A 26,744-nucleotide genomic window follows, 5' to 3' on the forward strand; every position below is an offset into this window, starting at 1 on the left:
CCGGTCACCCGGCCCCGGGCACGGCCCCGCTCTCACCGGGTGCGGGCGGCGGAGACGGCTCGTCCGCGCTTCGCCGGAACATCCTCGTCGCGCTGATCTCCCCGTGCACGGCCTCGCCGTCGGTGCGCTGCTGGGGCAGACCGGGCCGCAGATGCTCCTCGACGCTGATGTACTTCAGGCCCGCCCGCAGGTCCGCGTCATTGCGGAGCCTGATGACCAGCGGGAACTCGGCGAGGGCGGTGGTGTCGAACAGGCCCGTGGTGTAGAGCAGCTGGACTCCCAGGGCGTCCGACACGGCGCGCTGCAACTCCAGCAGATAGGTGGCGTTGGCCCGGCCGATGGGGTTGTCCAGGAACAGCGTCCCGGCATGCCGGTGCTTGTCCCGGCCCCGGTCGTTGCTGCGCAGTGCGGCCATGGTGCAGTAGAGCGCGATGGCCGCGGTGAGCAGCTGGCCCCCGGAGAAGACGTCGCCCATCTGGCCGACCGGTACCCGCTCGGCGCGCAGTACCGCGTCCGGCTTGAGGATCTCCACGGCCACGCCCTTCGGTTCGAGGGCCGCCCGGACGGCTCGCAGCAGCAGGGACATGCCGTCCCGGCTCAGGTCGGAGTTCTTCCGCACCGCGGCGCGGGTGGCCTCGTCGACGACCTCCCCGAGACGCCCGGTGAGCGTCGCCTGGTCGGGCTCCTCGAAGCGGATCCGCAGGAACTCCTGCCCCGACCACTCCCCCAGCCCCTCGGGCAGCCGGGAGAGCCGCTGCGCGGAGCGGAGCGTGGTGAGGGCGGACTCGACCAGTCCGCGCAGGCGGTCCACGATGGAGTCGCGGTTGCGCTCCAGCTGGGCCAGTTCGTCGGTCAGGACCCGCAGCCGCGGTGCGAACGCGTCGGCCCAGCGCGCCGCGTGCTCCGGCAGTGCGGACGCCGGCAGCTCGCGGATCTGGAGCCGGGCCGGGGTGCGGACCGCCTCGTAGCGGGTGGAGTTGGCGTGCCGCACCAGCACGTCGCTCGCCTCGCGCACGGCCGACTCGGCGGCGGACAGCTCGGCCGCGCAGCCGCGCAGTGAGCGGCGGGCCTCGGCGGCCGAGTGCCTGGCCTCGTCGAGGCCCCCCGGGTACGGCCCGGGCTCCTCCCGGTCCTCCTCGGAGTGGTCCCTGAGCAGGTCGCGCAGGAGGGCCGCCGTCTCGTCGAAGCCGCTCGCCGCGTCCTCGGCGGTCCGGTGGGCGCGCAGCAGCTCGGCGTGTCTCGCACGGGCGGTGTCCAGCGCCCCGGTACGGGCGGCCAGTTCGCCGGTGGCGGTCCGCAGCAGGACCTGGGCGTGCCGGGCGTCCGAGGGTTCGAGTTCCCCGGGGAGTCCGGTGTGCGCGTCGCCGTCGGCGGGTGCGAGGCGCTCGGCCTCGCCGCGCAGCCGGCCCAGCTTCTCGCTGGCCTCCGAGGCCCGGGTCTCCAGCATCTGCACCCGCGCCTCGGCGCGGGCCGCGGCGGCCTGGCGGGAGGGGCCGTCCGCGCCGTCGGTACCCTCCAGCAACTGGGCGGCGCGGGTGCGGACCTTGTTGGTGAGCCGGTCGAGTTCGGCGAGTGCGGCGCTCTCGTCGCTCTCGGCGCGGGCCTGTTCGGCGCGGAGGTCGGCGCCGACGCCGACCTTCTCGTACAGCTGTGAGGCGGCGCGGTAGGCCTCCCGCAGGGCCGGCAGCGAGGGCCGCGGGGCGCCGGCGGTCTCGTCGGGCCCGGTCAGCGGTTCCGGCGCGCCGGCGATCTCGGCCCGCTCCGCACGGAGGGCGCGTGCGGTGCGCCGGGCGTCGTCCGCGGCGCGCTGGGCGGCGCGGCGGTCCTGGTCCGCGGCTCTCGCCCGTTCCAGGCAGGACGCGGCGCGGGCGTCGGACTCGGTCGCCTCGCCGGCCAGTTCACGCAGTCGCGCCTGCCAGCCGGCGCGCTCGCGGAGCCGGAAGGCCAGCCCGGCGAGCGCGTCGGCGGCGCGGCGGGCCCCCTCCATCCAGACGACCGAGAGCAGGATCGGCAGGCCGCGGCGGCGGCGCAGTACCTCGTGCAGGAGCGAGGACTCCAGCCGCTGGTAGCAGTCGGGGGTGCCGTGGAAGCCGCAGCGCTCGCCGAGCAGTGACGACAGCGCTGCCACCCAGTTGTACGGGCCGGTGATCCCGTAGGGCAGCAGTCCCGCGAGCCGGTCCAACTCGATCCCGGCGGCGTCGAGTTCCGCCTCGTCCAGCCGCGGCTTGCCCTCGACGTCGGTGCCCGGATCGATCATGAAGTTCTCGGCCGGCAGGGAGAGCCACTGCACGAGGGCGGCGCCCGCTGGGCCGCGTCCTGCCGCTCGTCGCGCACCCGGGCGGTGTCGGCGGCGGCCTCCTCGGCCTCGGCCCTGGCGGTGCGGGCCTCGGCGAGCACCGCCTCGGCCGCCCCGGCCGCCTCCCGGGCGGTGTGCGCGGCCCGGGCGAGCTCGGTGAGCATGCCGGGCGGGCAGTCGGCGCGCCAGGAGCCGATGCGGGCGGCGAGGGCCCGGTCACCCGCCAGCCGGGCGGCGAGCGTCCTGATCTCCTCGTCCCGTGCCGCGGCCCGGGTCCGGAGGGCCTGGCGCTCCTCGTCCGCGGCGTGCTCGTCGTGCATGGCCGGGTTCGGCGGCACGAGGAACACGCCGGTGTCCGTCCCGCCCGCCGGGTCCGGCACGGGGGCGAGCAGCGCGGCGGCGGTACCGACGGCGACGGCGGAACGCGGCAGCAGGGCTGCCCCGGTCAGCGCCTCGCGGGCACGGGCGTACGACCCGGGGTCGGTGATCACCACACCGTCGACCAGCTCCGGCCGTGCGGCGAGCACGGCGGCGTGGTCGGCCGGGGCGACGGCCTGGGCGAGATAGCGCCAGCCGGGCAGCGCCGGGATGCCGTGCTCGCCGAGGAACTCGACGGTCGCGAGGACGTCGGGGCCCGGGGGCAGCAGACCGCCGTCGCCGAGGGCTCCGAGGATGCGGGAGTCGTCCGCGGCCGCGGTCCTCAGGTCGAACAGCTGGCGCTCGGCTGCCGCGACGCCCTGGTCGAGCAGCTCGCGCAGTGCGTCGGCGCAGCGGTCGAACTCCTCGGCGGTGAGGGGGCCTTCGGCGTCCCGATCGCGCCCCGGGCCATCCGGGTGCCGGGCACCCGCGGTTCGCGGGGCAGCGGCATCGGCATCGGCCCGGCCGCCGCCGGCCGCCTGGGCCGGCAGGGTCGCCCGGGTGCCGGCCGGGGCGGTTCCGGCCGGTTCCGGGGACGGCTCGCGCCGGGGTCCCGGGACCTCCGCCGGGCCGGCGGGCGCCGGCAGGCTCAGCAGTTCGACGAGGCGATCGGACTCGGCGATGGAGGCCGCCGCGAGCCGCTCGGCCTCGTGGGCGTGGGCGGCCGCCTGGGCGGCGTCCGCGGCACGGGCCGCGGCCAGTTCCGCGCGGGTCTCGGCGGCCGCGGTGTCCCGGGCGCGCTCCGCGGCCGAGCGGGCGGCCTCGCGTGCCGCGTCCCAGGCGGCGACGGCGCTCTTCTCGGCGTCACTGGCGGCGAGGGCGGCCCCTGCGGGGTCGGCGTCGGCAGCGCTGTCGTCGAGCCAGCCGGCGCGGACGGCCTCCGCGGTCTCCTGTCCGACCTCGGCGAGGCGTTGGCGCAGATGGCCGGCCTCGCTGCGCGCCCGCTGTGCGTCGGTGGCGGCGGCGGTGGCGTCGCGGTGGGCGGCCTCGCCGGTCTCCTGGAGGGCGGCGGAGCGCTCCTCCTCCTCGTTGGCCAGGCGCTCGCCGTCGCCGGCGGCGGAGTGCAGGGCCCGCACGAGGTCGGCGGCGGCCCTCGCGCGGGCCGCCAGCGCCGGTGCGGCGTCCCGCTCGGCGTCGCGGATGGCGGCGGCCACACGCGCGGCGCGGTCCGCGGAGGCGCGGTGGCGGAGCACCGCCTCGGCGGCCTGCCAGGCGGAGTAGAGGGTGCGGGCGTCGGTCAGTTCGCGCCGCCGGGCGGCGGCGGCCCGCTCAGCGGCGGTGAGGGCCAGGGAGGCATGCCGGTAGGCCAGTTCGGACGCGATCAGGGAGCTGTGGCCGCGGGCCCGCTCCGCCTCGGTGACGGTGTGCGCGGCGGCGGTGACCTGCTGGGCGAGTTCGGCGGCGCGGGAGCGTTCCTCTCCCGCCCTGGCGGACAGCCGGCGCGCGAGCGCCCGGGTGCGGCGCTCCGCTCCGAGGTGGATGTCGCGCGCCCTGGCCCGGGCGTCGGCCGCCTCCACGATGCGGCCGAGGAGGTCGGCGGAGCCCGCGGTGAAGTCCCGTTCGGCGATGAGTTCGGCGCGGCGGCCCAGTTTGCCGGCGAATCCGCTGACGAGGTCGGCGAGCCCGTCGGTGTCGCGGGTGTCGGTGACGGCGCGCAGCAGCAGATCCGTGAAGTCGGAGTCCTTCTTGACCGCGAACAGGCCGGCGGCCTCTCCCTCGTCCGCGTTCATCTCCCGCTGGTAGCGGAAGAGTTCGGGATCCAGCCCGAGGTCGCCGAGGTGCTCGTTCCAGCGGTCGTGGATCTCCTCCCAGTACACCTCCAGGTGGGGGTACGCCTTGCCCGCCTCGGTGATGGCGTCGCGGAAGCCCTTCATGGTGCGACGGCGGCCCCGGGCACCGGAGGCGCCCTCGACGGGCGGGCGGACGGGGGTGGACTCGGCCACGGGCAGCGAGTCCAGGCTGAGGCCGGGACCGGGCCGGAAGGAGTACCAGGCCTCGGCGAACTTCCGGGGGTCGTTGGAGACCTGGCGGCCGCGCCACTCGCTGGCCTTGCCGACCACCACCAGCTCGCCGGTGAGGGTGTGCTGCCACTCCAGGGCGACATGGCCGCAGTCGTCGGCGAGCAGGAACTTGCGCAGCACCCCGGAGCTGGCACCGCCGAGGGTGTTCCGGTGGCCGGGCAGCATCACCGAGAAGATCAGCTTGAGGAGGACCGACTTGCCGCCGCCGTTCTCCAGGAAGAGCACGCCCGCGGGTGCCGGGCGGCGGGGCGGACCGACCGGCTCCTCCTCGAAGAACTCGGCCTGCGTCGGGGCCGGGTCGGGCACGGGCGCGCCGACTCCGCGCAGGTCCAGCACGGTGTCGGCATAGCGCGCACCGGCGGGCCCGATGGAGTAGAGGCGTACCCGGGACAGCTCGTACATGGCGGCGGACTCTCGTCGTTCTCGTCGTTCTCGGCGTGGTCGAGGAAGGTGGTCGGAGGGCGGGCGGGTTCGGCCGGCGGACGGGGTGCCGCCGCCCGCGGGTCAGGAGTGGAAGGGGAGGCCGGCGTCGGCCGCCAGCTCCAGGCCGTCGGCGTCCGGCGCCGGCACCAGCGTGGCGGAACCGTCGGTGACCGGGACGACGCCGAGTGCCAGCAGTTCCGCCAGGGCGGCACCGCCCGCCATGTCGCGGACCTGCAGCTGGTAGCGGGCGGTCGTCCGGTAGGCGCCGCCGGAGTCGTCACCGGTGCGCTGCAGGAAACCGGAGTCGGTGAGGAAGGCGACCGCCTTGGCGATGATGCCCGTGGTGGAGCCGGCGAGACGGCGGGCGTCCTTGGTGGCTCCGGTGGCGCTGCGCCGCGCGTAGATCCGCCACGCGGCTTCGAGGCCCGGCGAGTCGGAGGCGGGGTCGGTGTTCTCGCCGTGCTCCTCGGCGCGCTCCTCCAGACGGCGGCAGGCCTGCCGTACGAAGGCGTCGACGCCGTTGACGGTGATCCGGCCGATGTAGCCGTCGTCGGCGAGGTCCTCGGGGCGGGGGAACGCCAGTGCCGCGACGGCGAGATGGGCGAGGCCGTGGAGGAACCGGTCGGCGGATTCGGCGGAGGCGCGCCGGGCGTAGTCGCCCATGCGGACGGCGAAGACGGAGTCCTCGGCGGCGGCCACGGCCATCCCGGCACGGGGCGAGACCTCCAGGACGATCAGGCCGAGGCCGGTGGCAACGGCGTCGGCGAGGCGGGCGAAGGCGGGCTCCTCGCGATAGCGCCGCAGCAGTTCGGCGTACTCGGCGTCGCGGGCGGGCGGCAGTTTGGGCTGCAGCCCGAAGGAGACGAGCCGTGCGGCGTCGGCCGCGTCGGCGGGAGTGGGGCCGGTGGCGGCGGGCGTCGCGCCGGAGTCCGGCCCTAGCGGCGGCCCGGACGGCACGTCCGCCTCTCGACGGGGCCCGGACGGCGGCTCCGGCACGTCCGCCTCACGCCGGGGCCCGGCGTGCTCTGCGTGCTGGTCGCTCACGGCTGGTGCTCCTCTGCGCGGTGGTGGGGATCGCGGGCGCGGTTTCGGGTGGTTTCCGGGCGCGCCGTGCGGGCGGCCGGGACGGCGGCCCTCGGGGCGCGCCGGAGGTGCGGGCCGGGCAGCGCGGGGGCACCGGACCCCCGCCGGGGCGTCACGCCGCCTCCGCGCGGTCGGCGGCCATGCCTGCCGCGTCCAGCAGGGCGGTGCCCACGATCAGGTCGGCGCCGCCGAATTCGGGATCGTCCAGTTCGGCACCGTCGTCGACGGCGAACAGCAACCGCTCCTCGCCCTGGCGGTAGGCCGTGCCGACCGGAGGACTGGCAGCGTGGACGGCGAGGAGGGCGACGAGATAGGGCAGGTCCGGATCGAGGCGGCGCGCGTCGGCGAGGAGACCGGAGAGCCGGCGCGGCGCGTCGTGCTCCAGGTCGAGCAGTTCCATGGCCCTCGCCAGCTGCTCCTCGCTGAAGCGGCTGTCGTCCGGGGTCGCGATCAGATCGGGCTCGGGCAGCTCGGCGCCCAGGTGCTCGCGCTCCGCGGGAGGGCTGAGCAGCATGTCGACGAGGTCCGCGACGCGGACCGACACCGGGGTGCGGGGCCCCGTGCCCCGTGAGAAGTACGCGTCGGTGACGCGGATGGCCTGTTCGGCGGGCAGGGGCAGCAGCGGTGCGACCAGGTGGCCGTACAGGTCGACCCCGGAGCGGGCGGCCGGCGCCGCGAACGCCTGGCGGTCCTGCTCGGCGCGGAAGAGCGGGCCGGCTTCCAGCAGCCGGGACTGGAGTCGGGTGTGGCGGCGGATGCAGTCCTTGACGATGTCGACCAGCTCCGCCGCCCGGCGCTTGTGCTCGGGGTCCTCCGCCTCGTCCCGTGCCTTGCGGATGTTGGTGAGGATCGCGTTCTCGTGGCGGTAGCGGTCGGCGACGTGGTCGAGCGCCTCGGCGATCATGTCGGGCACGGCGTTGAGCCAGTCGACGGCGCGCACATCGCGCCGGGTGGCCTCGAGGGTCCTGCGCAGCGTCTCCGCGTACTGCACGGTCCGGTAGCGGGCCTGCTCGGCCGCGAGCTGGGCGTCGGCGAGCCGGCCTCGGCTGATCAGCACCTCCAGCTTCACCTCCGCGGCGATCTGCGCGCTGGTGACGTCGGTGTCGAGGGCGCCGACGAGGACGTTCACCGCCTCGTCCGTGGTGCGCAGATAGAGGCTCCCGCCGCAGCCGGGTACCTCCTCGACGAGCTTGAAGTCGTAGTCCCGCCGGACATAGGCGCCGTCCGGGCCGAAAGTGCCGTACACCGCGCGGAAACCGCGGTCGACGCTGCCGACGTTGATCAGGTTCTCCAGAACCCAGCGCGCCACTCGCTCGTGCTCGGCGGCGGGGCGCTGCGGGGCCTGGGCCGCGATGCGCGGCAGCAGCCTGGCCACTATCTGCTCGTGGTCGGCGCCGGTGTCGAAGTCCATGTTGAGCGTGACGAGGTCGATGGCCGCGAGGGCGACCTCCGCCATCGCGTAGACCGAGAACTCGCCCGCGAGGTTCGCCTTGCGGGCGTCCAGGTCGTGCAGCGGCGCGGTGCACGCGAGCGCGCGGAGCCGCCGCGCGAGCCCTTCGTCGGCGGCCGGGCCCTGCGCGGGGCGCGGCCCCGCGCTGAGCTGGGGCGGAACGGATTCCGTCGAGGCAGGCGAAGTCACGGAGCACAGACTAGGTCCTCGCACCGACACCGGTCGAAACGGCGCAGAAACCCCGCTGTCGGCGCGGCTCCGCCGCGATCGGCGCGACCCCTCCGGGCCTTCGGCGCCCGGCCGCTCCCGCGTCCGGCACCGGCCCGCCGTACACCCCGGCGAGCGCCGCTCGGGAATCGTCGAGGCGGTCGGCGGGGAGCCGCTCGGCCGTTTCGCGGCTGACCGCCCCAACCTCTCCCGGAACATTCAGGTTTCGCGTGAGATACGGCTCGTGGAGATCCCGGGGATCGTCCACCACGGGGAAGGCGAGACGGAGTTCGGTGAGGATGCCGCGCATCGGCCCGCCGGTGGCGGCGCTGCCGGCCCCGGCACACCGGCGGGGTTCGCCCCGGCAGGCCGATGTGGTTCGCCCCGGCACGCCGGCGGGGTTCGCTCCGGCCCGGTGGCGGCTTCCCGGTGGCGGGCGCCTCGGCGGCCCGGGGGTCAGTGGGCCGGGCGCCCGTAGCCACCGCCGCCCGGGGTCCGTACGACCAGGACGTCGCCGGGGCCGACCTCCACCGAGTCCACTCCGCGCAGAGGCTCGACCGTCCCGTCCGCGCGCTCGACGGCGTTCGCCCCCGGCGCCCCCGGCTCGCCGCCGGCCATCCCGTAGGGCCTCACCCGCCGGTGGCCGCTCAGCAGGGCGACGGTCATCGGCTCCAGGAAGCGGATGCGGCGCACGACACCGCATCCGCCCCGCCAGCGGCCCGCTCCGCCGCTTCCGCTCCGCACCGAGAAGGCGTCCACCCGTACCGGGAAGCGCCACTCCAGCACCTCGGGGTCGGTGAGCCGCGAGTTGGTCATGTGCGTCTGCACGGCATCGGCGCCGGGGAACCCGTCGCCCGCGCCCGAACCGCTCGCCACGGTCTCGTAGTACTGGACGCGGTCGTTGCCGAAGGTGACGTTGTTCATGGTGCCGGAGCCCTCGGCCTGCACCCCGAGCGCCGCGTACAGGGCGCCGGTCACCGCCTGCGAGGTCTCGACGTTCCCCGCGACCGTCGCCGCGGGGTAGGCCGGGGCGAGCATCGAGCCGTCCGGGACGCGTACGTCCAGCGGTTCCAGGCAGCCGCTGTTGAGCGGGATGTCGTCGGCGACCAGCGTGCGGAAGACGTACAGCACGGCGGCCGTCACCACCGACCTGGGGGCGTTGGAGTTGCCCGGCTGCTGCCCCGATGTTCCGGCGAAGTCGATGACGGCCGCGCGGGCTTGGCGGTCCACCGTCAGCGCGACCTCGATGACGGCGCCGCCGTCGGTCTCGTAGCGGTAGGAGCCGTCGCCGAGCCCGGCGACGATGCGGCGCACGGACTCCTCGGCGTTGTCACGCACGTGCCCCATGTAGGCCTGTACCACGTCGAGGCCGAACTCCTCGACCATCCGGCCCAGTTCACTGATGCCCTTCTCGTTGGCGGCGATCTGGGCCCTCAGGTCGGCGAGGTTGGTGTCGGGGTCGCGGGACGGGTGGCGCGCACCGGTGAGCAGTTCCCGGGTCTCGGCCTCGCGCAGCCGCCCGTCCCTGACCAGCAGCCAGTTGTCGAAGAGCACCCCCTCCTCCTCGATGGTGCGGCTGAACGCGGGCATCGAGCCCGGGGTGATCCCGCCGATCTCGGCATGGTGCCCCCGCGAGGCCACCAGGAAGCGGAGCCGGTGGCCGTCCTCGTCGAAGACCGGCGTGACGACCGTGACGTCCGGCAGATGGGTGCCCCCGTGGTAGGGGTCGTTGATGGCGTACACGTCACCGGGCCGGAGTTCCCCGGCGTTGCGCCGCAGCACCTCCCTGATGGACTCGCCCATCGAGCCCAGGTGCACCGGGATGTGGGGCGCGTTGGCGATGAGGTTGCCCTCGGCGTCGAAGAGGGCGCACGAGAAGTCGAGCCGCTCCTTGATGTTGACCGAGTGCGCGGTGTTCTCCAGCCGCAGGCCCATCTGCTCGGCGATCGACATGAAGAGGTTGTTGAAGACCTCCAGCAGCACGGGGTCGGCGTCCGTGCCGACGGCGGTACGGCCGGGCCGCGGCCGCACCCGGCTGAGCACCAGATGCCCTCCCCCGCCGACGGCGGCCCGCCAGCCGGGGTCCACCACCGTGGTGGCGTCGGCCTCGGCGACGATCGCGGGCCCTTCGACGGTGTCGCCGGGCGAGAGGCCCTCCCGGCGCACCAGCGGGGCGTCGACGCGCCGGCCGTCCAGGAACATCCGCGCGGTCTCCCCCTGCCGCGGGCCGGCACCGCCGGCCGCCTCGTCGACGACGACGGCCCCGTGGGGTCCGCTCACGCCGACGGCCTCGACCGACACCGCCTCCACGACGAGCGGCTTGTCCATGGTGAAGGCGTACCGTGCCCGGTGGGCCGCGGTGAACGCCTCGCGCACGGCGGCCGCCGTGCCGAGGGGCACGGGCAGCGCGGAGTCCGTACCCGCGTACCGGACGAGCACACGCGCCCGGGTGCGGATCGACTCGTCGGGGACGGCGTCGTCCCGCAGCTCCGCCCTGGTGCGTGCGGCGAGTTCGCCGCAGAGTTCCCGCACCCGGATCACGGTGTCCTCGCCCAGCTCCGCCTCCACCGACTGCTCGCGCATGGCGGTGGCGTCGGCCAGGCCGATGCCGTAGGCGGAGAGCACCCCGGCGAGCGGGGGCACGATCACGGTGTCGATGCCGAGTGCGTCGGCGACCGCGCAGGCGTGCTGACCGCCGGCGCCGCCGAAGCAGGTCAGGGCGTAGCGGGTGACGTCGTGGCCCCGCTGGACGGAGATCTTCCTGACGGCGTTGGCCATGTTGAGGACCGCGATCTCGAGGAAGCCGGCCGCGACCTCCTCCGGGCCGCGTGCGATGCCCGTGGCCTCGCGCACCTCCTCGGCCAGCCGCTCGAACCCGTCCCGTACGGCACCGGTGTCCAGCGGCAGGTCGCCGTCCGGACCGAAGACGGCGGGGAAGTGACGCGGCTGGATCCTGCCGAGCATCACATTGGCGTCGGTGACGGTCAGCGGGCCGCCGCGCCGGTAGCAGGCGGGGCCCGGCACGGCGCCCGCCGAGTCGGGTCCGACCCGGTAGCGCCGGCCGTCGAAGTGGAGGATCGAGCCACCGCCGGCGGCGACGGTGTGGATGTTCATCATCGGCGCGCGCATCCGCACGCCGGCGACCGGGGTGCCCAGCTCCCGTTCGAACTCTCCGGCGTAGTGGGACACATCGGTCGACGTCCCGCCCATGTCGAAGCCGATGACCCGCCGGAAGCCCGCCTGCTCGGAGGTGCGGGCCATGCCGACCACTCCTCCGGCGGGTCCGGACAGCACGGCGTCCTTCCCCCGGAAGTGCGCGGCCTCCCGCAGCCCTCCGTTGGACTGCATGAACATCAGGCGTACGGCGCGGAGTTCCTTCGCGACCTCGTCGACGTAGCGGCGGAGGATCGGCGAGAGGTACGCGTCCACGACGGTGGTGTCGCCGCGGGGTACGAGCTTGATGAGCGGGCTCACCTCGTGCGAGCAGCTCACCTGGGTGAAACCGAGTTCACGCGCGGCGCCGGCGACGGCCGACTCGTGGTCCGGGTGGCGGTAGCCGTGCATGAACACGACCGCCGCGCTCGTGAACCCGTCGCGGCGGGCCCGCCGCAGCTGCCGCCGCACCGGCGCGAGATCCAGGGGCCGGACCACCTCTCCGCGGGCGCCGACCCGTTCGGGGACCTCGATGACGCGGTCGTAGACGGCCTCGGGAAGCACGATGCGGCGGTCGAACAGCCGGGGGCGGTTCTGGTAGGCGATGCGCAGCGCGTCCCGGAAGCCCTCCGTGACCAGGAGGACGGTCGGCTCTCCCCGGCGCTCCAGCAGCGCGTTGGTGGCAACGGTCGTGCCCATCTTGACGACGTCGACGCGGTCGGCCGGCACGGGCTGCCCCGGGCCGAGACCGAGGAGCAGCCGGATACCCGCGACGGCCGCGTCGGCGTAGTGCTCGGGGTTGTGGGACAGCAGCTTCCTCGTGACGAGCCGGCCGTCCGGGCGTCTTCCCACGATGTCGGTGAACGTCCCGCCACGGTCGATCCAGAACTCCCAGCGCCCGCTCATATCCCCATTCTGGCAAGCGGCGGGCCCGGGGGCAGCGGGGCGACCACGCCGGAGAGGCCGACGAGGTCCGACGAGGTCCGGCGGGGCCGCCGACCGCGGGCGCGAGGGCCGGCAGACCGGCCGCCATGGCCTCCCGCACGGCCGGGCGGAAGGCCTCGCACGGTCCGGTGTGCGCGATCCCACCGGGCGCGCCGCCCGAGTGCCGGCGCGGTCCCGCACCCGCGCGGGCACCGGCGCACTCCGCGCCGGATTCCTGACGCTCTTCCGGCCAGTCCCGCACGCGCGCGGGCACCGGCGCGCTCCCCTGCTCCCGCGGGCACCGGCGCGCTCCCCTGCTCCCGCGGGGGCAGGGGCAGCCCCGCGTCTCCGCAGGAGCAGGGGGATGCCCCTGCGCCCGCCGCGGATCCGCCGGTCCCCACGCGGTCCGCGTGCATCCGCGCACATCCGCGGGCGCCGAGGAGCAGACTGCGCGGACCGGCGAGCAGTGGACAGGCGGCGGGTCGCCGAGCGGTCCGCCGGCGGGTCGCCGACGGTCGGCCGGTGGGTCGCCTCAGGGGGCGAAGGGCCTCAGCGGGGAGGGGCCTCCGGGACGATGCGGCTGCGGACGGCCGTCTGGACCTCGGCCTCCTCCGCCGGATCGGCGGCGAGCCGGCGGAGGCGTTCGGCGACCCGGGCGTCACGCGTCTCGGCGTGCAGGGCGGCGACCTCTCTCGTCGTCTCCTCGCAGTCCCAAAGGCACTCGACGGCGAAGCCGGTCGCGAAGGAGGGGTCGGTGGCGGCCAGGGCGCGGGCCGTGCGGCCGCGCAACCGGGAGGAGCTGGTCTCGCGGTAGATGTGGCGCAGTACGGGCGCAGCGCAGCGGATGCCGAGTCGTCCGGCACCGTCGACGAGGGCCCACAGCCGAGGTGCGTCCGGCCCGTCGGCGCGGACGGTCTCGCGGAGTGCGCCGAGGACGAGTTCGCCGTCCTGGCCGCCGCCGCGGCAGGCGAGGACGCCCGCGGCGGAGGCGCCCAGCGCGTCGGGACGGTGCACCCAGCCGCGCGCCCGGTCGACGGCGGCCTCGCCGCACATCCGCTCGAATGCTGCGACGGCGGCGTCGGCGACGGTGCGGGAGGGGTCGGCCGCCGCGGCCTCGATGAGGTCGAGGACGGCGGGATCCCGTGCCTCCACCAGGTAGTGCAGGGCCGCGCAGCGTGCACCGTCGGGCCCGCTGCGCGCGGTCTCCACGATCAGCGGCCGGTCGTCGGGGCCGGCGACGGCACCGAGGCAGCGCGCCGCGGGCACGTGCAGCGCACTTCCGCCGTCCGCCCCCTGCCGGGCCCATTCGAAGACGGACTGGACGCTCCAGCCGGGGCGTGGCCCCGTGGGGCGCATCTGGCGCTGCCAGCGGTCGAAGGAGCCGCTGTCGCGGGCGGCACGCACCCGGGCACCGACCGCTTCCCGGCGGTCCTCGGCCCAGAGCCGCCACGGCCTCGGCTCGAAGGCGTCGCGTACGGCGGCGGCCAGTTCGGCGTCGCCCTCCGGGGTGGCCGGGAAGCGGCCGAGCACGGCTCCCGCGAGTGAGCGGAGCCCCGCGTCGTCGTCGCGCAGCGCGAGCTCGTCGAGGGCCCAGGCCCAGTTGGCGCCGGTCGCCGCGTATCTGCGGAGCAGTACGAGGGCGTCGTCGCGTCCGTACGAGGCCAGGTGACCCAGCACGGAGAGCGCGAGCCCGGTCCGGGTGTCGTCGGTGTCCAGGCCGTCCGCGGGGCCGAAGAGATGGGCCTCGACGTCCTCGAGACCGCCACCCAGGTCCATGAAGAGGCGGGCGTAGTAGAGGGAGCGGTTCTCCACCTGCCAGTCGTGGCGGGGATCGTGGAGCACACACTGGTTGAGGGCCGCGAGCGCGTCGGCGCGCGGCGCGGCGAGCGCGTGCAGCGTGCCGTCGCCGCGGCCCCTCTGCAGCAGGCCGAGCAGGGTGCCGCTCGGCGCTATGACGGGTTCGAACATGGGAGAGTGCCTCACATCAAGCTGTCGACGCAACCGGGGGTGTGTTCGCCTAGGCCGCGCGGCAACATGATCGGCTGCCCGTGGTCTTCCGCTTGTTGCAAACCATCTTCCTCTGCCTCTCGTCGGTGGTCCCTAGCAGGCCCGACGTCATGATGACCCAGCCATTTCGTCACCGCGACCACATTTCGGGCGACTGCTCCCCCTTGCGTTCAACTGCCGTTCACCGGGCCCCGAACAGCTCCAGAAGATCTGTCTTCCCAAACATCCGCGCGGTATCCACCGCGGACGGGGTTCCCGCCGCCGGGTCGGCTCCGCCGTCCAGCAGGGCCCGGATCACCTCGTCCTCACCTTTGAAGACGGCACCGGCGAGGGGCGTCTGGCCGCGGTCGTTGGGGCGGTCCGCGTCGGCACCGCGGGCCAGGAGGGCGGTCACCGCGCCGGCGTGACCGTGGTAGGCGGCGAGCATGACCAGCGAGTCGCCCTTGTCGTTGGTGAGGTTCGCCGGGACACCGGCGTCGACGTAGGCGGCGAGCGCCTCGGCGTCCCCCCGCCGCGCCAGGTCGAAGACCTTGGCGGCCAGCTCGACCACCTCGGGATCCGGAGCGTCACTCATCCGAAGGGCTTCCTTTCACTGCGGTGACAAAGGGGCACCCGGCGCGTTCCGGCCCCCGGGCAGGGGCCTGACCTGCCGCTTCGGAAGACGGGGCGAGGTCGCGCGGGCGAACCGACAGGGTACTGCGGCCTGCGGAGCGCATCACTCCGCGTCCCCCGAAGGCGGCCCGGGCACCTGGCGAGAGCCGACGGGACACGAGGCGCGGGCCGCGCCGAACGGCGACACGCAGACCGGCACCCGACCGGCACCCGACCGGCACCCGACCGGCACCCGACCGGCACCCGACCGGCAACGATCCACCGATCCACCGATCCACCGATCCAGTGAAAAGAACGAGCATTCACCCGAATGCACCTTTTGTCGTATAGATACCTCCTGTGAGGATGGAAGGACTCATGGTGACTGTCCCCTCAACCAGGAGAACCGCTCATGATTCTGTCCATCTCAGGCGTCGTGCTGCTGGGCATCATCGTCTTCCTGTTCTTCAAGAAGGACGGGCTGAAGGCCTCGCACGCGCTGGTCTCCGCACTCTTCGGCTTCTACCTGGCGGGCACGGCCATCGCCCCGAGCATCACCGCAGGGGGAGCGAGCCTGGCCAGCCTGCTGGGCGGGATCAAGTTCTGACCTCCCCGTACCCCTCCCCACCACTCCAGGAGCAGGAGAAGCCCGTGGCCCGGCGACCACTCCCCCGCATTCCGATCAGCGGCAACGACCGGATCGCCCGCAGCCGCGAGCTCGCGCGGACCGCCGCCGACAACGCCACCGACGTCCTCCATCCGCTCATCACGATCAGCCGCGGGCTGAGGCTGCTGGCCGCCGCCGGACTGCGCAGGTGGGCCGACACACCCAGGGACCGGCGTGGCCCCGGGCTGTTCCTGGCGGCGGTCTGCGTCCTGGCGGTCGCGCTCGTCCCGTACGGGCCGCTGCTCGGGCTGGTCGGCCTGATGGGGGTGGCGGCCTGGAAGGGACGCCAGCGCGTCCCGGTGCGCACCGGCCCGGACGAGTCACAGGCGGCCCGGCTCCAGGCGCTGCACGACGCGCTGGTGCCGTACTTCTCCGTCCCGGAGGATCCGAGTCCGCTCTTCGCCCACGGCGGGGAGTGGGCGAAGGCGCTCAGCGACCACGAGTTCGACGGTGACGGACGGCTGACCCGGCTGCGGGTGAAGTACCCGCCGTACTTCCCCGACGGCGAGGCCGAGGCCCGCGCCCGGATCGAGCAGCTGCTGCACGCCAAGTCGGGCCGCGGCCGCGAGTACCTCTTCGTCTGGGAGGAGGAGGCCAACCAGCTGCTGATGAGCGTTCTGCCCGCGCTCCCGACCACCGTCGCCGCCCAGCGCTTCGTGACCGCTCCCGGCGAACTGGTCCTCGGCTTCACGGACCAGGACGCCGTACGCCGGACCATGCCCGTCCTCGACGGCGACACGACGAGGGACGCGCCACCCGTGGTGTGGCGCACCGGACCGCGCTCCACGGAGCCGCATCTGCTGGCCGTCGGCCACCCCGGCAGCGGCACGACGTCCCTGCTGCGCTCCCTGGCCCTTCAGGCGCTGCCCTACGGGGACGTCCTGGTCGTCGAGGGCGGCGGCACCGGCGAGTACGCCTGTCTGACGGGCCGCGCCGGCGTGCTCGCCGTCGAGTGCGGACTCGCCGGAGCACTGGCAGGCCTGGAATGGGCGGCCCACGAGACGGAGCGCCGCCTCATCTCCGCCAACCGGGCCCGGCAGGCCGGTCACCCCGCCCCCGAGGACGTCGGTCGCCCGCTGTTCATCCTCGTGGACAGACCCAGCGTCCTCAGCCATGTCGCGGCCGCGGAGGGCAGGCCCGACCCCCAGCAGCTGCTGGGGGTCCCGCTGCGGCACGGCCGGGCCGCGCATGTGACGGTGGTCGTCGCCGACCAGTTCGACAGCGCCGAGTTCCTGGACGAGGCGGTGCGCAGCCACACCCGTGCCCGGCTCGTGCTCGGACCGGCCACCCCGGAGCAGGTGAGGAGCGTGCTCGGCGCGCCCCCGCACACGACCCCGACCGCCGACGTACCGCCCGGCCGGGGCTATGTCCGGATGGGGACGGGAGCGGTGCTCCGGCTCCAGGTTCCGGCCACGCCCGACCCGTACGACGAGGCGGCGAGCGAGGCCCACCGCCAGGCCGTGCTGGGCCTGCTCCCGGAACGGCAGTACGCCATGGAGACGGGGGTGCCGGAGGTGCCGGAGGACCGCCGGGCCGGGGAGCGGGCGGCCGGGGCCGCGGACCCCGCGGACACGGCACTCACCGGGCCCCGTCTGGAGGTCCCGGCCGGCCCGGTGCGCGAGACGGCCGGCACCGGACCCGTGCCGGAGCCGGTGGGGAGCCCGACCGCCCGGACCGGCTCGGCACCGGTGCCGGCGGAGGGCTGAGCAGCACGGGCCGCTCCTCGGCACCGGCAACCGGCGAAGCCCCGGCCCGGCACGCGCACCGGCACGAACACCGCACCACCATGACCCGCACCGGCGCCGCACGGGCACAACACAGGCACCGCACCGGCACGAACACCGGCACCGGGGCAGACACCGCTCCCCGCCGCACCGGAACCGGAACCGGCAACCGGCGAAGCCCCGACCCGGCACGCGCACCGGCACGAACACCGCACCACCATGACCCGCACCGGCGCCGCACGGGCACAACACAGGCACCGCACCGGCACGAACACCGGCACCGGGACAGGCACCGCTCCCCGCCGCACCGGAACCGGAACCGGCGAGAGGCCGACCCCGCACGCGCACCGTCTCGGCACCGACAACCGGCGAAGCCCCGACCCGGCACGCGCACCGGCACGAACACCGGCACCGGGGCAGACACCGCTCCCCGCCGCACCGGAACCGGAACCGGCGAGAGGCCGACCCCGCACGCGCACCGTCTCGGCACCGACAACCGGCGAGGCCCCGGCCCGGCACGCGCACCGGCACGAACACCGGCAACCGGCGAGGCACCGGTCCGGGTCGGCCGGGAGCCGTCCCGCGACGCCCGGCCCTCCGGCCCCCCGGCCCTCACGCCACGAACGTCCTCGGCGCCTCGGTGCCCGTGGTCACGCCCGTCCTGACCAGCCGGGCCGCCGCCGCCAGCCGGGCCGCCGCCTCCTCGGCGACCGGTCCGCCCACGGTGAAGGGCAGCCGGACGTACCCCTCGAAGGCGCCGTCCACACCGAACCGCGGCCCGGAGGGGACGCGTACGCCCACGCGCTCCCCGACCTCCGCGAGCCGGGACCCGGACAGACCGCCCGCGCGAACCCACAGCGTCAGGCCGCCGTGCGGGATCTCGAACTCCCAGTCCGGCAGCTCCCGGTGGAGCGCCGCCACCATCTCGTCACGGTTCCGCCGCGCCTGCTCACGCCGGAGGGCCACCGCCTCGTCCCAGCCACCGGTCCGCATCAGCCAGTCGACACCCAGCTGTTCCAGGACCGGGGTGCCCAGGTCGGCGTAGGCACGCGCGGCGACGAGGGAGCGGATCACGTCCGGGGCGGCCCGGACCCAGCCGATCCGCATGCCCGCCCAGAAGGCCTTGCTGGCCGAGCCGACGGTCAGGACCGTCGCGCCCGCGGGGTCGAAGGCGCAGACGGGCCGGGGCATCTCGGTTGCCTCGTCGAGGCGGAGTTCGGACATCGTCTCGTCCACGACGAGCACGGTGCCCGCCGAGCGGGCCGCGTCGACGAGCTGCCGCCGCTGGTCCTCGTCGGCGAGCGCGCCGGTGGGGTTGTGGAAGTCGGCGACGACGTAGGCGAGGCGGGGTGCCGCGTCGCGCAGCACCTGCCGCCAGCGGGGCAGGTCCCAGCCCCGCAGCCCCTCGGCCATGGCGACCGGCACCAGCCGGGCACCGGCCTCGCGCATCAGCTGGAGGATGTTGGCGTAGGAGGGCGACTCCACGGCGATGCGCTCCCCCCGCCCGGCGAAGAGGTGGCAGATCGCGTCGATGGCTCCCATGGCGCCGGTGGTGACCATGATCTGCTCGGGCATGGTGGGGATGCCGCGCCGGGTGTACCGGTCGGCGAGCATCTGGCGCAGGGCGGGCAGGCCCGCCGGGTAGTCGCCGTGGGTGTGCGCGTACGGCGGAAGCTCCTCGAGCGCGCCCCGGATGCCGCGGGTCAGCCAGGGCTCCGGGGCCGGGAGCGCGGCGCAGCCGAGGTCGATCATGGAGCCGAGGGATTCCGGAGGCAGCGGTTCGAGGCCGCGTGCGGGCAGCGGGTTGCCCGCGGGTACGGCCGTCCAGCTGCCGGCACCTCTGCGGGACTCCAGGAAGCCCTCGTTCCGCAGGGCTTCGTATGCGGCGGCCACGGTCGTACGGCTGACGGCCAGGGCCGTCGCGAGTTCGCGCTCGGCGGGCAGGCGGGCGGCGACCGGGACCCGGCCCTCCAGGACGAGCAGCCGGATGCCGTCCGCGAGGGCTCGGTAGGCGGGCGGCCTGCGGGTGCCGGGGCCGGCCGGGCCCGGTTGCTGCGCATGCAGTTGCCGGGCCAGCACGGGCGCCCCCACGGCCGAAGTCCACTGAGCCATGAAAGTCAGTCCACCTTCCTCGGATTGGCCATGGTTGGCATGCACGTCCCTGCCACAGGGTGTCATGCATCAGTCCACTTCCACCATCGGGGGCAGAGCCTTGTCCATCACATCCGGCCTGCGGGGCAGGCGCCTGCCCCGCAGGCTGCTGCAGCTGTACACGGGTCTGGCGCTCTACGGGGCCAGCTCCGCCCTCCTGGTCCGCGGGGGCCTCGGCCTCGAGCCCTGGGGGGTGCTGCACCAGGGCCTGGCCGAGCGGACGGGCCTCACCATCGGCGTCGTCTCGATCATCGTCGGGGCCGCGGTGCTGCTGCTGTGGGTGCCGATGCGCCAGCGGCCCGGACTGGGCACGGTCTCCAACGTCCTCGTCATCGGCATCGCGATGGACGGCACCCTCGCCGCCGTACCCGAACTGGACGGGCCGGGCCCCCGGATCGCGGTGACGGCGGCCGGCATCGTCCTCAACGGGATGGCCACCGGCCTCTACATCTCGGCCCGCTTCGGCCCCGGTCCGCGCGACGGGCTGATGACGGGGCTGCACCGGCTGACCGGCCGGTCCGTCCGGCTGGTCCGCACCGCGATCGAGGTGGCGGTCGTGGTGACCGGGTTCGCCCTCGGTGGCACGGTGGGGGCGGCCACGCTGGTCTACGCGCTGTCCATCGGCCCGCTGGCTCAGCTCTTCCTGCGGGTGTTCGCCGTCCCGCCGACCGGGGAGGGAAGCTCGGTGGTCGCCGGATCTTCACCCGCACGGGTGATACTGCGTTCGTGACTTCCGCAGCGCGCCCGAGGCATCCCTATCTCGACCACCCCGCCCCCATACCGTTCGCCCACCGCGGCGGCACGGCCGACGGTCTGGAGAACACGGCGGCGGCGTTCCGGCGCGCCGCCGGGCTGGGCTACCGCTACTTCGAGACGGACGTGCACGCCACCGCGGACGGCCGGCTCGTCGCGTTCCACGACCCGACCCTGGACCGGGTGACCGACGCGCGCGGGCGGATCGACCGGCTGCCGTGGGCCGAGGTCGAAAGGGCCCGGGTGGCCGGGAAGGAGCCCCTGCCGCTCTTCGAGGACCTCCTGGAGGAGTTCCCGGCGGCCCGCTGGAACGTGGACGTCAAGGCGGAGGGCGCGCTCGAGCCGCTCGTCGACCTCGTGCGGCGCGCGAACGCCTGGGACCGGGTGTGCGTGGGCTCGTTCTCGGAGAGCCGGGTCTCGCGCGCGTACCGGCTCGCCGGCCCGAGGCTCGCGACGTCGTACGGTGTGCGCGGGGTGATCGGGCTGCGGCTGCGCTCGTTCGGCATCCCCGCCGCGGTCCGCCCGGGGGCGGTGTGCGCACAGGTGCCGCAGTCTCAGGGCGGGGTGCCCGTGGTGGACCGCCGGTTCGTCCGCGAGGCCCATGCGCGCGGGCTCCAGGTGCATGTGTGGACCGTGAACGATCCGTACCGTACGGCCCGTCTCCTGGACCTGGGAGTGGATGGCATCATGACCGATCATCTGGAGATGCTGCGTACGGTGATGACCGACCGGGGTGCCTGGGTCTGAGCGTCGCGCGTCTCCCCCACGGGACGAGTGAGGGGGGCGGGTCATGGCTGCCGACACCGCGGACGGGACCACCGGGACGGACGAAGCCGACCGCCGGCGCGAGCGGCACGGCTGGTACTTCTACGACTTCGCGTGCTCCGTCTATTCGACGAGCGTGCTGACGGTCTTCCTCGGCCCCTATCTCACCGCGGTGGCGAAGTCCGCCGCGGACTCCGGCGGTTTCGTCCACCCGCTGGGCATCCCGGTCCGCGCCGGTTCCGTGTTCCCGTACGCGGTGTCGGTCTCGGTGGTGGTGGCGGTTCTGGCGATGCCCCTGGTGGGGGCGGTCGCCGACCGCACGGGCCGCAAGAAGCCGCTCCTGGCCGCCGCCGCCTATCTGGGGGCCACCGCGACGGCGGGCATGTTCTTCCTCGACGGGGACCGCTATCTGCTCGGCGCGTTCCTGCTGATCGTCGCGAACGCCTCGCTGTCGGTGTCGATGGTCCTGTACAACGCGTATCTGCCGCAGATCGCCGGGCCGGAGGAACGGGACACGGTCTCCTCGCGCGGCTGGGCGTTCGGCTACACCTCGGGGGCGCTGGTCCTCGTGCTCAACCTGGTGCTCTACACCGGTCACGAGTCCTTCGGGCTCTCCGAGTCGGAGGCGGTCCGCGTCTGCCTCGCCTCGGCCGGGGTGTGGTGGGGAGCCTTCGCGCTCGTGCCGCTGCGCCGGCTGCGGGACCGGCGTACCGCCGGGGACGCGGCGCCCGCCCTCGGCGCGGGCGCGGTCGGGGCGGGGTGGCGCCAACTGGTGGCGACCCTCAAGGACATGCGACGCCATCCGCTGACACTGTCCTTCCTGCTCGCCTACCTCGTCTACAACGACGGTGTGCAGACGGTGATCTCCCAGGCGTCGGTATACGGTTCCGAGGAGCTGGGCCTCGACCAGACCACCCTGATCACGGCGGTGCTGCTGGTCCAGGTGCTGGCGGTGGCGGGCGCGCTGGGCATGGGCCGGCTGGCCCGCTCCTACGGGGCCAAGCGAACGATCCTCGGCTCGCTCGCCGTGTGGACGCTGATCCTCGCCGCCGGCTACCTGCTGCCGCCGCGGACGCCGTTGTGGTTCTACGCGCTGGCCGGGGCGATCGGCCTGGTGCTGGGCGGCAGCCAGGCGCTGTCCAGGTCGCTGTACTCGCACCTCGTCCCGCGGGGCAAGGAGGCGGAGTACTTCTCCGCGTACGAGATGAGCGACCGGGGGCTGAGCTGGCTGGGGCCGCTGGTGTTCGGTCTGGCGTTCCAGCTCACGGGCAGCTACCGGTCCGCCATCATCTCCCTGGTGGTCTTCTTCGCGCTGGGGTTCGTGCTGCTGGCCCGCGTTCCGGTGAGGCGTGCGATCGCCGAGGCGGGGAACCCGGTTCCGGAACGGATTTAGACGTTGAAGGGAAGGGCCGGTAGTGTACGCCTTTGGCCTGCCAGGCGGACCGTTACTGCGCGCTGAAAAGCTCCAAACGCTGGGTGACACTTTCTGCCAGATGTGACAAACCGGGCACTGGTGGGTACCCAAACCCTGGAAAAGCAGCGGCACGACGGGCGACGACGCATGACCGGCAACGGGAATCTTCACCGCCGACCGGACGTTGACCGGATGACGACGACAGCGACACCTGTCCTGTGGGCGACAAGCCCGGGAGGCACGATTCATGAGTGAGCGAGCTCTTCGCGGCACGCGCCTCGTGGTGACCAGCTACGAGACCGACCGCGGCATCGATCTGGCCCCGCGCCAGGCGGTGGAGTACGCATGCCAGAACGGACATCGTTTCGAGATGCCGTTCTCGGTCGAGGCGGAGATTCCGCCGGAGTGGGAGTGCAAGGCGTGCGGCGCCCAGGCACTCCTGGTGGACGGGGACGGCCCCGAGGAGAAGAAGGGGAAGCCCGCGCGTACGCACTGGGACATGCTCATGGAGCGGCGCACGCGCGAGGAGCTCGAGGAGGTGCTGGCCGAGCGGCTGGCCGTCCTCCGCTCCGGGGCCATGAACATCGCGGTGCACCCGCGCGACAGCCGCAAGTCCGCGTAGGGGCGCACCACCGACTCGCACAGGGTGCAGGAGCCGCGGGTTGCGGTACACGGATGTGTGCCGCAACCCGCGGCTCCTGCGTGTGCGCGCCCCCGGGCGGTGCCCGGCGGTCGTGCCGCGGTGCGACCGGGTGCCGGGCGGTGTGCGCCCGGGCCCGGGTGTCCCACCCGCCCGCGCCCCGGGTCCGCCGGCGCGACCACGTGCGACCGTGTGCGACCGCGTCCGCCGGGGTGACCCGGCCCGGGTGGCGCGCCACCCGGGCCCGCGAGGGCCCGGGAGCGCCGGGAAGCCGCCAAGGGCCCGCGGGGAACCAGGGTGCTGCCTGCCCGCAGGCCTCAGGAGGTCAGCGGCGGACGCGGGTCCGGCTCCGGGCGGGGCCCGCCGGGAACATCCTCGCGGACGACCTCACCCTGCACGACCTTGCCGTCCGGGCGGTGGATACGGGCCTGCCGGAAGGCGTCACCGAGGGAGCCGGGGGCCGCCCGCCGCATACGGCGCTCGAGCGACCGCTCGGCCCTCCGGGCGAGAGCGGTACGGACCGGGGGCACCAGCAGCAGCAGTCCCGCCGCGTCCGAGACCAGGCCCGGCAGCATCAGGAGCAGTCCGCCGAGCATCAGGAAGCCGTTGCCCCTGCCCGACCGGTCCTCGGTCGGCGCGGTGCCGGACTGCTGCCGCTGAAGGGTCTCCGACAGACTGCGGAAGGCGCGGCGGCCGGCTCGCTTGATCACCACGGCGCCGAGCAGCCCGCCGGCGACGAGCAGCGCGAACACGGCAAGCCCGCCCGCGGCGCCGGCCACGACGGTGAGCAGCCAGATCTCCAGCACCAGCCACGCTGCGATGCCGAGGGGTAGGAAGGTGCGGGCGCGTGAGCGCCTCGGGGCGGTCGGTGTCGTTGCGCCGGTCGTCATGCCCCCAGTGTGCCTGGGCGCCGGGCGGATCGGCGTATGCGCCCGGTCACCGGCCGGGCGGGAAGGACCCCGCGACCCGTCCGGGGCGGCGGCCCGGTCCTGCCGGGCCCGCCGCCCCTGGTCCGCTCCGCCCCCGCCGGTGCGCACCCGCTCGCGCCCGGCGGCGGTACCAGTGGGGCTAACAGGATTTGAACCTGTGGCTGCGCACCCGCTCGCGCCCGGCGGCGGTGCGCGGTCCGGGACCTGGCCGGGTGCGGCCGTCAGAACGGCCTGCGCCCGATGACCTTGCCCGCCCGGGCGCCGACGCCCCAGGCCGTGACCCGCCACAGGGCCTCGACGACGATGTCCCGGCTCATCTTCGAGTCGCCCACCTCGCGCTCCACGAAGGTGATCGGCACCTCCACCACGTGGAATCCGGCCTCCACTGCCCGCCGTGCGAGGTCCACCTGGAAGCAGTAGCCCTGCGAGGCCACACCGTCCAGCCCCAGTCCTTCGAGGGCCTCCTTGCGGAAGGCGCGGAAGCCGCCCGTGACGTCGCGGATCGGCACACCGAGCAGCAGTCGCGAGTAGGTGCTGCCGCCGCGTGAGAGGAGCTCACGGGACCTGGGCCAGTTCACGACCCGCCCGCCGGGCACCCATCGGGAGCCCAGCACGAGATCGGCGCCCTTGAGCGCGGTGAGGAGCCGGGGCAGTTCCTCCGGCTGGTGGGAGCCGTCGGCGTCCATCTCGACCAGGACTCCGTAGCCGCGGTCGATGCCCCAGCGGAAGCCCGCGAGGTAGGCGGCACCGAGGCCCTCCTTGCCCTTGCGGTGCAGGACGTGGACGCGGCCGTCCCGGGCCGAGAGCTCGTCGGCGACCTTCCCCGTCCCGTCGGGGCTGTTGTCGTCGGCGACCAGGACGTCGGCCTCCGGTACGGCGGCACGCACCCGGGAGACGATCGGCTCGATGTTCTCCGCCTCGTTGTAGGTCGGAATGATCACCAAGGCTCTGCCGAGCGGGCCGTATCGCCGCTGACCGCCGTCGTTCATGCTGCCCCTTAACGTCCGTACGCAGAGACCCACCATAGCGAGCACCGCGGACGGGACGACGACGGCACGGTGCGGGGCCGGGGTCGGGCCCGGCGTCCTTCGGGCCGGCCCGGGATCCGCTGGCTGCGGGTCGGCCGAGAGCCGTTGTCTACTGAACGCCGGGCCCCACCCGGGTCGCATCCTCCCCCGGCTCCGCCGGAGCAGGGGGACCCCCACCGGCGGCGGCGGCGGTCCCTCGCTCCGAGGCGCGGGCGCCGGACCCGGCTCCCGGCGGCGGGGGCCGGTGCGGCGCCCCGCCCCCCGGCCCAGCGGCGTTCGACGACTGCGTGGGGGCCGGCCGGTCGGTGGTCCTTCGGTGGACCCGGCCGAACCTACCGGCCGACGGGCGCCGCCTGTCAACAGTGGTGCGATCTGCGGCGATTGACCGACAGGACCGGTTGGCGAAGAAGGTCCGCAGGTCGTGGAGGAACCCGCGCGCCGGCGTGCGCCGGCGCGCTCCGACCCGATGTCACTCGCCCGGCCGCACATGGACCGTACGTCCGCCGACCACGGTCCGCAGGCACTCCGGAAGGGGGTTTCCGGGAGTGAGATCGGGCAGGCCGGGGGTGCCGGAGCGGGGGTCGGTGGACCAGCGGGCGACCCGGTCGTCCGGTGCCTGGACCACGAGGTCGCCGGTGCGCCAGACCGCGTAGTCCGCGGGCGCTCCGGGCACCAGCGCGCCCCCGTCGTCGCGGCCGACGGCGCGCCAGCCCCCCCGGGTGTGCGCGGTGAAGGCGGCGCGTACGGAGATCCGGTGCTCGGGGGTGCGGTGGAAGGCGGCGGCCCTGACGGCCCCCCATGGGCCCACGGGGGTGACCGGGCTGTCCGAGCCGAAGGCGAGCGGGACCCCGGCGCGCAGCAGGGCGGCGTACGGATTGAGGGTGCGCGCCCGTTCGATGCCCAGGCGCCGGGCGTACATCCCGGTGTCGCCGCCCCAGGCCGCGTCGAACGCGGGCTGCACCGAGGCGGTCAGACCGAACTCGGCGAACGCGGCGACCGTTTCCGGGGTGAGCATCTCGGCATGCTCGACCCGGTGGCGGGCGGCCCGGATCCGGGCCGGGCCGAGGGCGCTCGCAGCGGCCCTGAGACCCGAGACGACGTTGCCGATCGCGCGGTCGCCGATGGCGTGGAAGCCGGCCTGGAGCCCGGCCTCGGTGCACGCGGTGACATGGGCGGCGACGGCGGCCGCGTCGAGATGGGCGGCACCGGCGTGCGCGGCGTCTGCGTACGGCTCGTTCAGGCAGGCGGTGTGCGAGCCGAGCGAGCCGTCGGCGAAGAGGTCTCCGGCCGCGCCGGCGGCTCCGAGGGCACGGGCCCGCTCCACGTCCGTGTCGGCCCAGTACCCCACGACCCGCGGCCCCGGGCCGTCCGCGGCCGTCCCGAGGAGTCCGGTGAAGTCGTCCTCGGAGGAGATGTCGGGCCCGCCGCACTCGTGGACGGTGCCGATACCGAGGGAGGCGGCGTGCCGCAGGGCGGCCCGCTGGGCCTCGGCCCGCTGACCGGGCGAGACCGAGGAGTAAGCGGCGGAGCGTACGGCGTGGTGCGCCGCGCCGGTGAGCGGCTCGCCGTCGCGGAAGCCGCTCGTGCTCCGGACCCCGGGCACGAGGTCGAGCATCGCTGTGGTGACCAGGGCGGAATGGACATCGATCCGGGTGAGGTAGAGCGGGCGGCCTCCGGTGAGCCCGTCCAGTTCCTCCCTGCCGAGCGGCCGCTGCTCGGGCCAGCGGGTGGCGTCCCAGCCGTGTCCGATGAGGATGCGGTCGGCGGGCCGCGCCCCGGCGTACGCCCGGATGCGTTCCGCCGCCTCGGCGAGCGAGGCGGCGGTGGAGAGGTCGAGTCCGGTGAGTGCGAGGCCCGTCGCGGTGGTGTGGACGTGCGCGTCCACGAAGGCCGGGGTGACGAGGGCCCCCTCGAGGTCCACCACCTCGTCCACGCCCGGGGCGAAGGCGTCCGCGGCGCCCTCGGAACCCACCCAGGCGACGTGACCGCGCTCGACGACCATCGCGGTGGCGAAGGGGTCGGCGGGGCTGTGGACTTCCCCGCCGCGCAGCAGCACGGTGCGGTGTTCGGCCTGGGGCGCGCTCTCACTCATGGGAACAGC

16 protein-coding genes and 2 pseudogenes are annotated in these 26,744 nt (G+C 74.8%); 6 read left to right on the top strand and 12 right to left on the bottom strand.

Translation table 11 applies throughout. The features are described 5' to 3' along the window. Positions 1–4: 4 nt before the first annotated feature. The 8 genes and pseudogenes from DDQ41_RS11110 to DDQ41_RS11145 form a co-directional block, all read right to left on the bottom strand. A pseudogene (locus tag DDQ41_RS11110) lies at positions 5–1,978 on the bottom strand (hypothetical protein); the annotation flags it as partial. A 21-nt stretch (positions 1,979–1,999) separates the two neighbouring features. After that, positions 2,000–2,257: pseudogene (locus DDQ41_RS33210) on the bottom strand (transglutaminase family protein); the annotation flags it as partial. Beyond that, positions 2,254–5,136, bottom strand: coding sequence for a hypothetical protein (locus tag DDQ41_RS11115; RefSeq protein WP_449451395.1), 2,883 nt, complete (start codon positions 5,134–5,136; stop codon positions 2,254–2,256). The pseudogene DDQ41_RS33210 and the gene DDQ41_RS11115, both read right to left, overlap by 4 nt. 102 nt (positions 5,137–5,238) lie before the next feature. Beyond that, on the bottom strand, positions 5,239–6,201 hold the full coding sequence (locus tag DDQ41_RS11120; RefSeq protein WP_109294357.1) for a hypothetical protein: 963 nt from the start codon (positions 6,199–6,201) through the stop codon (positions 5,239–5,241). A 151-nt stretch (positions 6,202–6,352) separates the two neighbouring features. Further along, positions 6,353–7,879 (bottom strand): hypothetical protein, encoded by a 1,527-nt coding sequence (locus tag DDQ41_RS11125; RefSeq protein WP_109294358.1) that lies wholly within the window; start codon positions 7,877–7,879, stop codon positions 6,353–6,355. A gap of 474 nt (positions 7,880–8,353) precedes the next feature. Further along, positions 8,354–11,956, bottom strand: coding sequence for a hydantoinase B/oxoprolinase family protein (locus DDQ41_RS11135; protein WP_109294360.1), 3,603 nt, complete (start codon positions 11,954–11,956; stop codon positions 8,354–8,356). A gap of 567 nt (positions 11,957–12,523) precedes the next feature. Further along, positions 12,524–13,942: a hypothetical protein gene (locus tag DDQ41_RS11140; RefSeq protein ID WP_109294361.1), complete on the bottom strand. Its 1,419-nt coding sequence runs from the start codon at positions 13,940–13,942 to the stop codon at positions 12,524–12,526. A 220-nt stretch (positions 13,943–14,162) separates the two neighbouring features. Then, positions 14,163–14,555, bottom strand: coding sequence for an ankyrin repeat domain-containing protein (locus DDQ41_RS11145; RefSeq protein WP_109294362.1), 393 nt, complete (start codon positions 14,553–14,555; stop codon positions 14,163–14,165). A gap of 429 nt (positions 14,556–14,984) precedes the next feature. Between DDQ41_RS11145 and DDQ41_RS11150 the strand changes: the two genes are divergently transcribed. Further along, positions 14,985–15,179, top strand: coding sequence for a hypothetical protein (locus DDQ41_RS11150; protein WP_093658158.1), 195 nt, complete (start codon positions 14,985–14,987; stop codon positions 15,177–15,179). 44 nt (positions 15,180–15,223) lie between these two features. Then, entirely contained in the window at positions 15,224–16,945 is a 1,722-nt protein-coding gene (locus DDQ41_RS11155) for a hypothetical protein (RefSeq protein ID WP_109294363.1), read from the top strand. Between the two features lie 630 nt (positions 16,946–17,575). On the opposite strand, the gene DDQ41_RS11160 is transcribed toward DDQ41_RS11155, so the two are convergent. Beyond that, a complete protein-coding gene (locus DDQ41_RS11160) occupies positions 17,576–19,075 on the bottom strand; it encodes an SCO1417 family MocR-like transcription factor (RefSeq protein WP_109294364.1) in 1,500 nt (499 codons plus the stop codon). A gap of 64 nt (positions 19,076–19,139) precedes the next feature. Here DDQ41_RS11160 and yczE point away from each other — a divergent pair, with 64 nt between their 5' ends. The 4 genes from yczE to DDQ41_RS11180 all read left to right on the top strand — a co-directional run bounded on the left by yczE (position 19,140) and on the right by DDQ41_RS11180 (position 22,668). Continuing rightward, complete coding sequence (gene yczE, locus DDQ41_RS11165) at positions 19,140–19,844, top strand: membrane protein YczE (protein WP_109294365.1); 705 nt, start codon at positions 19,140–19,142, stop codon at positions 19,842–19,844. Further along, complete coding sequence (locus DDQ41_RS11170) at positions 19,841–20,614, top strand: glycerophosphodiester phosphodiesterase (protein WP_109294366.1); 774 nt, start codon at positions 19,841–19,843, stop codon at positions 20,612–20,614. The genes yczE and DDQ41_RS11170 overlap by 4 nt, the downstream gene beginning before the upstream one ends. A 43-nt stretch (positions 20,615–20,657) precedes the next feature. Continuing rightward, complete coding sequence (locus tag DDQ41_RS11175; protein WP_109294367.1) at positions 20,658–22,025, top strand: MFS transporter; 1,368 nt, start codon at positions 20,658–20,660, stop codon at positions 22,023–22,025. Between the two features lie 268 nt (positions 22,026–22,293). Next, entirely contained in the window at positions 22,294–22,668 is a 375-nt protein-coding gene (locus tag DDQ41_RS11180) for an RNA polymerase-binding protein RbpA (RefSeq protein WP_003959706.1), read from the top strand. A 335-nt stretch (positions 22,669–23,003) separates the two neighbouring features. Here the strand turns inward: DDQ41_RS11180 and fxsA are convergent, their stop codons facing one another. The 3 genes from fxsA to DDQ41_RS11200 form a co-directional block, all read right to left on the bottom strand. Then, the gene (gene fxsA / locus DDQ41_RS11185; RefSeq protein ID WP_109294368.1) at positions 23,004–23,576 is read right to left on the bottom strand and encodes an FxsA family membrane protein; all 573 of its coding nucleotides are present in this window, start codon (positions 23,574–23,576) and stop codon (positions 23,004–23,006) included. Positions 23,577–23,836: 260 nt separating this feature from the next. Next, positions 23,837–24,604 (bottom strand): polyprenol monophosphomannose synthase, encoded by a 768-nt coding sequence (locus DDQ41_RS11195; RefSeq protein WP_109294370.1) that lies wholly within the window; start codon positions 24,602–24,604, stop codon positions 23,837–23,839. A 508-nt stretch (positions 24,605–25,112) separates the two neighbouring features. After that, positions 25,113–26,735 carry an amidohydrolase gene (locus DDQ41_RS11200; protein WP_109294371.1) on the bottom strand — a complete coding sequence of 541 codons (1,623 nt, stop codon included), beginning with the start codon at positions 26,733–26,735 and terminating at the stop codon, positions 25,113–25,115. Positions 26,736–26,744: the final 9 nt, after the last annotated feature.

Origin of the sequence: Streptomyces spongiicola (genome assembly GCF_003122365.1) — a bacterium.
Lineage (GTDB): Bacteria > Actinomycetota > Actinomycetes > Streptomycetales > Streptomycetaceae > Streptomyces > Streptomyces spongiicola.